The following is a 6,850-nucleotide window of genomic DNA, read 5'->3' on the forward strand; positions in this document are numbered from 1 at the left end:
GTAAATCTCGACAAGATTTTCTTCTTAAAGCAGAAGCTGGGATACCCCAGCTTTTCTGACGTTTAGAAAGGAAAATATAAATGGCTTTTTTTCAAATTGAATACTCATCAGACGTTCTAGGGCAATACCGCCAAGTAGATGTTATCTATCCGGATCGTGATCAGATTGCTGAAAGGGAAAGTGATATGGATATTCCGGTTCTCTATCTCCTTCATGGCATGGGGGGCAATCATAATTCTTGGGCCTTCCGTACCAATATTCAGCGTCTCCTTCGTAAGACTAATCTCATCGTTATTATGCCTAACACGGAAAACGGCTGGTATACAAATACCAACTACGGGGTTAAGTATTACGATGCCATTGCTAAGGAGCTTCCTCAAGTTATGCAACGTTTCTTCCCTAGTATGACTAAGAAGCGTGAAAAGACCTTTATCGCTGGACTTTCTATGGGTGGCTATGGTTCTTTCAAACTAGCCTTAACGACAAATAACTTTGCTTGTGCAGGTTCCTTCTCTGGTGCCCTTGGATTATCAGCGGAGATGATTACAGATGAGACGAGTGAGTCTAAGGAATACTGGCAAGGTGTCTTTGGCGATTTGGAAGGAAAAGACATTGAGCAGCATAAAATGGTTAACCTAGCCAAGCAACATGACAAGAAAACCAAATTCTTTGCCTGGTGTGGTCTTGAGGATTTCCTTTTTGACTCTCAAAACAAAGCAGTAGCTGATTTGAAAGCTCTTGGTTTGGACATTGACTACCGCACGGACCATGGAAGACATGAGTGGTATTATTGGGAAAAACAACTAGAAGCCTATTTAGAATGGTTACCTATTGATTACATTAAAGAAGAACGTTTATCTTAATTGGTCAAGTATGTAACATCTTATCAAAGAGATGATAAAAGCTTAAAGTGATATTTTTTACTTTTTAGAACTATTAGAGCATGATATACTAGGGGAAGTTTCGAAAAGGAGGCTCTGTATTGAAAAAATTATTGAGAGTAATCTTCTATATTCCCAAACTTCTTTTACAATTTATATGGAATCTTATTTGGGCTATTTTTAAACTTGCCCTTATCCTAACCATAGTTGGTTATGGACTTATCTATTATGCTAATAACTCTTCAAGTACCTTAGCTACAAACATTAACCAAGCCTTTCGACAAGTTGAGCTAGGTTTTAGTGGGACCAATGCAAGTGATGTTAAAAAGGTTGTTTCAAACCTATCGACGACAGATACAATTCCTGAGTCTAATGGAGCTAGATGGGCGCAAAATACAGCCAGTATCTATATTCAGTCCACGGATGAGACCTTGGTAGCTGCCTATAAGGAAGCTATCACCGACTGGAATAACACGGGTGCTTTCATCTTTACTTTAACTGATGATGCTTCAACAGCTGACATTGTTGCGACTGACTATTCCGATGCGAATTCACAGGCAGCTGGTCTAGCGGACAGTCAGACTAATGTTTTAACAAATCGTATCACTCATGTGGATGTTAAGTTGAATCGTTATTTCCTCTTGAATAGTGATTTTGGTTATACTCACAAGCGTATTGTGAATACGGCTGAGCACGAATTGGGGCATGCCATCGGCTTAGATCACGATGACTCTAAGACATCCGTTATGCAATCAGCTGGATCTTATTACGGGATTCAACAGGTGGATATTGATACGGTCCATGCTCTTTATGCTAATTAAGTAGGAGCTGTCATGCACTATTTGAAACGCCTTGCTAGACGTTACCCTATGCAAACCTTCCTTTTTCTTTTCAATGCTGGGGTCTTTACTTGGTTGCAAACAACAGGAACTATGATTGCCAATCGTTTGGGCTTATCAAGTGATGGCATTTGGATTTATATTCCCACTTGGGTAAAAATGCTGACTAGTCATTCCATAGAGAGTATTCAAACCCTTTACGGTGCTTCTGGATGGAGTTGGCTAATCACCTCTATGATTCTTACTTGGCTCTTGACTTTTCTGAGAGGTCTCATGAGAGCAGTGATTCTCATTCTGATAGTTGGTCTTGGCTTATGGTTAGTCTATCGACACTTTGAACTTTTACAAAATCTAAAACTGTCCTGATGGGCAGTTTTTTTGAGTTATTAGGTCATTTATTTTATGAAGAAATATGATATAATATAGCTAATTTATTATTTTGGAGGACATTATGGCTTTAGCAAAAATCGTTTATGCCAGTATGACCGGTAACACGGAAGAAATCGCAGATATCGTTGCCAAAAAATTGGAAGAATTGGGTCACACTGTAGATGTAGACGAGTGTACAACGGTTGATGCCGCTGATTTTGAAGATGCGGACATCTGTATTGTAGCGACTTACACTTATGGTGATGGGGAGTTGCCAGATGAAATCGTTGACTTTTACGAAGATTTGGCTGATCTCGATTTGTCAGGCAAGATTTTCGGTGTTGTAGGTTCAGGAGATACTTTCTACGATTATTTCTGTAAATCAGTTGATGAATTTGAAACACAATTCACCTTTACTGGTGCAACTAAAGGTGCGGATAGTGTCAAAGTTGACCTTTCTGCTGAAGATGAAGATATCGAAAACCTCGAAGCTTTCGCTGAAAAAGTTTCAGAAGCATTAGCATAAGAAAAAGCAGAGTAAAGTCTGCTTTTATTGTAGTCAAAAATGGAGTTTTTATGAATGAAATAGAAAGAGATTTTAGGACGCAATCTCAACATCTCCTTTGGTCCGTTTGGCGTGGGCTCTTAGTCGGTGTGGCTGCAGGTGCAGTCGTTAGCTTCTTTCGTTGGTTAATTGCTAAAGGGGCCCAAATCTCGGTATCCATTTATCAAGACGCCCTGCACAATCCAGTCCTTATTTTAGAAATTGTCTTTGTCAATTTGGTCTTTGCTATTTTAATTGGTTATCTCATTAAGCAGGAAAAAGACATCAAGGGATCAGGGATTCCTCATGTTGAAGGGGAACTGATGGGGCTCTTACATCCGTCTTGGTGGTCAGTTTTATGGCGTAAGTTCCTAGGAGGTGTTCTTGGGATTTCAATGGGACTGATGTTGGGTCGTGAGGGGCCTAGTATTCAACTAGGTGCCATGACTGCTAAGGGATTAGCCGAGGGACTTAAGCTCTCTGCGCGTGAGAAGCGCGTCTTGATTGCTGCAGGAGCAGCAGCAGGGTTATCGGCTGCCTTCAATGCCCCAATTGCAGGTCTTCTATTTGTCGTCGAAGAAGTCTATCATCATTTCTCTCGTCATGTTTGGGTGACAGCTTTAACGGCATCATTAGTAGCCAATGCTGTTTCCCTACGCATCTTTGGCCAGGTACCAGTCCTTGCTATGAAAGAAAAATTACCCGTATTTCCTTTGAAAGATTATTGGATTCTTATTGTCTTGGGGATTTTTCTAGGTGTGCTTGGATACGGTTATGAGTGGGTTGTCTTACGTATTGGTAAGGTCTACCAAGGGTTAGGAAAAATCTTCCACTTGCCATCTCATTTTCATGGCCTTTTGGCAGTTCTGTTTATCATTCCTATAGGCCTCTATTTTCCACATCTTTTAGGTGGTGGGAATGAATTGATTCTTGCCTTAAATGGTTTACATCCTGCTCTAACTGTGGCTATCCTCTATTTGGCTATTCGCTTTATTTGGAGTATGTTGTCATTCGGGTCAGGTTTTCCTGGTGGTATTTTCCTTCCGATTTTGACTCTCGGTGCTCTCTCTGGTAGCGTTTTTGCGGCAGCTTTTGAAAATTTAGGTTTCTTGGATTCGACTCAGTTCCCCATCTTCATCATCTTAGGCATGGCAGGTTATTTTGGTGCAGTATCCAAGGCTCCACTGACTGCGATGATTTTGGTGACTGAGATGGTAGGGGATCTTCACCAGTTAATGACAATTGGTGTCGTGACCCTAATTGCCTATCTGGTCATGGATTTCATGGGAGGAGAACCTGTCTATGAAGCCATGCTTCACAATCTAATCGCTCACGAACCAAAGCAAGTTGATAAAATACCGACGATGATTGACTTACCAGTTACAGACAGTCTAGCCGGTCGATTGGTTAAGGATTTAACCTTACCTGATGGGGTTTTGATTTCCACTCAGATTTTTCAAGACCAGTCTGAAGTTGTTCATGGAGACACACGTCTAAAAGCAGGAGCAACCCTGTATCTGGTTGTTAATGAAAGTAATATCAGTCAGGTAAGAAAACTCTTTTTATAAGCAATTCAATGGCTTGAGGCTCTTTTGTCCTCAGGTCATTTTTGTTATAATGAAGAGAAAAAAGGAGGTCAGTATGGACTTAAATGAGATTCGCCAACAGATTGACACCGTTGATAATGAGATCGTGGCTTTGTTGGAAGAACGTATGAAATTGGTAACTCGAGTAAGTGCTTATAAACAACGCACTGGAAAGGCAATTTATGATCCTGAGCGTGAGCAGGCCTTGCTGAATAAAGTAGCAGCGAGTGTTACAAATCCAGAATACCAAGAGGCTATCGTAGCGAGTTTTGCGGATATTATGAAGCACTCACGTACTTATCAAGCAGGTAAGCTTGAAGGAAAGTAGGCTACTAAAATGAAAGTTAGACAATTAAGTGAGAGTCAAGGTCTCTCATACTCCAATCTAGTGATTTTGAGTCTATATGCTGTCTTTCTAGGAGTGATAGTTGGACTAATTGATGCTATTTTTGGTCGTGTTCTTATAGGGCTTTCAGAATATCGAGACCATCATCTCTTTTATCTAGTCCCAGCGCTTCCTATAGCAGGGCTTTTGATTGTTTACCTATACCAAAGGTTTGCAGGCAAAGCAGCACAAGGGATGGGCTTAATTTTCAAGGTTGGTCACAATGAGGAGAAGCAGGTACCTTTAAGATTAATCCCACTTGTGACAGTGACAACGTGGCTGACCCATCTTTTTGGGGGCTCTGCAGGTCGAGAAGGAGTTGCTGTTCAGCTCGGAGCCACAGTTTCCCATGCTTTTAGTCGCTATTTTAAGATCCCTAATGCTTCACGCATTTTCTTGACCATGGGGATGGCAGCTGGTTTTGGAGGGCTCTTCCAAACACCAATCGCTGCGACTTTCTTCGCTATTGAGGTCTTGATTCTGGGTCAGTTAAGCCTACCAATTCTAGCACCAACTCTTATCGCATCTTTTGTAGCTAGTACAACAAGTCATTTTTTAGGACTTGAAAAGTTTAGTCACTTTGTATCTGACAGTTTGAGTATTGATCTTGAGACTTTTGTTAAATTAGTTCTTTTGGGTCTTACCTTTGGTTTAGTAGGTAATCTCTTTGCCTATCTATTGGCAATGGCTAAAAAAAAGGTTGCTAGTATTCTTCCTAATCCCTACTATCGTGTTCTTTTAGGAAGTGTCGTATTGACCTGTCTTCTTTTGCTTTTGTGGAAGGGGCGCTATACAGGACTTGGAACAAATTTGATTGTTTTAAGTGTTGGTGGTGGGACCATTTATTCATTTGATTGGCTCTTGAAATTGCTCTTGACCGTCTTTACTTTATCTCTTGGTTTCCAAGGAGGAGAAGTAACACCCCTATTTGCTATCGGAGCAAGTCTTGGTGCTGTTCTAGCACCAGTTCTAGGACTTCCAATTCCACTTGTAGCAGGTCTTGGTTATTTGTCAGTCTTTGGTAGCAGTACCAATACCATTTTAGCACCGATTTTTATTGGCGTTGAAGTCTTTGGTCCCGCTAACGTCCTTCCTTATGTGATTGTTATGGCATTTGCTTATCTCATCAATCATAAGACTAGTATCTATGGCCAACAAAAAATGCTTGAAATACAATAAGATACTAGACAAGCGAGTAAATTTTTGATAAGATACTAACAGTGTGTAATGGACGCACAAAAATAACGGCTAATCCGCTGGGACACAAAGGTTGCTCTTAAGATTAGTAAGATAGGAGTATATAAAAATGAATCCATTGATCCAAAGTTTGACAGAAGGTCAACTTCGTACTGACATCCCATCATTCCGTCCTGGTGACACAGTTCGCGTTCACGCGAAAGTTGTCGAAGGAACTCGCGAACGTATCCAGATCTTTGAAGGTGTAGTTATTTCACGCAAAGGTCAAGGGATCTCAGAAATGTACACAGTTCGTAAAATCTCAAGCGGTATCGGTGTAGAACGTACTTTTCCAATCCACACTCCACGTGTTGACAAGATTGAAGTTGTACGCTACGGTAAAGTCCGCCGTGCTAAACTTTACTACTTGCGTGCTTTGCAAGGTAAAGCTGCACGTATCAAAGAAATCCGTAAATAATTTACAGATTTCAACAAAAAGTCTGTCCTTGTGGCAGATTTTTTCATAAGTCCTCTTAGTTAAATGGATATAACAACTCCCTCCTAAGGAGTCGTTGCTGGTTCGATTCCGGCAGGGGACATTTTTAAGCCTTTAACCATGCGGTTTTAAAGCGTTTTGTCCACATTGAAGTTTTCTTTTTTCGAAATGGGCTATATTCTGTTTTGTGTAGTTTCATTAAGTGCATAATGGAAGGTATGAGAAATTTATATATTTCCCATCTTATAATACAAGATTATTCTTTGCTCTACAGTTAAGAGTCTATTTTTTATTTGTTTATGGCATAGTTAATACGTTTTGTAAAAACATCTACCCACATATCACCCCCATAAAGAGGTTGTTTATCGCTCAAAAAAGTTTCACAAATTTTGATTTCATTCTCGTAATCTTTTAGTCCACGATAATTCTTAGCAATTCTTTCGAAAAGTGGAGCATGAAAATCAACGAAGTCATTCTTCAATAATGGTAATAGTATAGAGTTAGATTCTTCAAATCTTTTGAGTTTTCCCAATTTCTCACCTTTTTGAAAGACTTTAAAATATTTACCTCTTTT

9 protein-coding genes and 1 tRNA gene are annotated in these 6,850 nt (G+C 40.1%); 9 read left to right on the forward strand and 1 reads right to left on the reverse strand.

The window, feature by feature from the left end; all coding sequences use genetic code 11:
* The first annotated feature begins 80 nt into the window (after window positions 1-80).
* The 9 genes from HMPREF9425_RS04080 (at window position 81) to HMPREF9425_RS04120 (ending at window position 6,379) form a co-directional block, all read left to right on the forward strand.
* Window positions 81-863 (forward strand): alpha/beta hydrolase, encoded by a 783-nt coding sequence (locus tag HMPREF9425_RS04080; protein ID WP_003097003.1) that lies wholly within the window; start codon window positions 81-83, stop codon window positions 861-863.
* A 119-nt stretch (window positions 864-982) separates the two neighbouring features.
* A complete protein-coding gene (locus HMPREF9425_RS04085; protein WP_003092507.1) occupies window positions 983-1,702 on the forward strand; it encodes a matrixin family metalloprotease in 720 nt (239 codons plus the stop codon).
* A gap of 12 nt (window positions 1,703-1,714) precedes the next feature.
* Window positions 1,715-2,086: a hypothetical protein gene (locus HMPREF9425_RS04090; protein ID WP_003092932.1), complete on the forward strand. Its 372-nt coding sequence runs from the start codon at window positions 1,715-1,717 to the stop codon at window positions 2,084-2,086.
* An 85-nt stretch (window positions 2,087-2,171) separates the two neighbouring features.
* Window positions 2,172-2,615, forward strand: a complete 444-nt coding sequence (locus HMPREF9425_RS04095) for a flavodoxin (protein WP_003092543.1) — start codon at window positions 2,172-2,174, stop codon at window positions 2,613-2,615.
* A 50-nt stretch (window positions 2,616-2,665) separates the two neighbouring features.
* The gene (locus HMPREF9425_RS04100; protein ID WP_003097005.1) at window positions 2,666-4,201 is read left to right on the forward strand and encodes a ClC family H(+)/Cl(-) exchange transporter; all 1,536 of its coding nucleotides are present in this window, start codon (window positions 2,666-2,668) and stop codon (window positions 4,199-4,201) included.
* A 73-nt stretch (window positions 4,202-4,274) separates the two neighbouring features.
* Window positions 4,275-4,547 (forward strand): chorismate mutase, encoded by a 273-nt coding sequence (locus HMPREF9425_RS04105; protein WP_037621434.1) that lies wholly within the window; start codon window positions 4,275-4,277, stop codon window positions 4,545-4,547.
* 9 nt (window positions 4,548-4,556) lie between these two features.
* Window positions 4,557-5,783 carry a voltage-gated chloride channel family protein gene (locus HMPREF9425_RS04110; protein WP_003097008.1) on the forward strand — a complete coding sequence of 409 codons (1,227 nt, stop codon included), beginning with the start codon at window positions 4,557-4,559 and terminating at the stop codon, window positions 5,781-5,783.
* A 127-nt stretch (window positions 5,784-5,910) separates the two neighbouring features.
* On the forward strand, window positions 5,911-6,258 hold the full coding sequence (rplS, locus tag HMPREF9425_RS04115; protein WP_002950935.1) for a 50S ribosomal protein L19: 348 nt from the start codon (window positions 5,911-5,913) through the stop codon (window positions 6,256-6,258).
* A 49-nt stretch (window positions 6,259-6,307) separates the two neighbouring features.
* Window positions 6,308-6,379 (forward strand) — tRNA-Arg (locus HMPREF9425_RS04120).
* Window positions 6,380-6,565: 186 nt separating this feature from the next.
* Here HMPREF9425_RS04120 and HMPREF9425_RS04125 read toward each other — a convergent pair.
* Window positions 6,566-6,850 (reverse strand): hypothetical protein (locus HMPREF9425_RS04125; RefSeq protein ID WP_003097011.1); only part of this gene is annotated, 285 nt, incomplete at its 5' end.

The sequence above is a fragment of the Streptococcus vestibularis ATCC 49124 genome, assembly GCF_000188295.1.
GTDB lineage: Bacteria > Bacillota > Bacilli > Lactobacillales > Streptococcaceae > Streptococcus > Streptococcus vestibularis.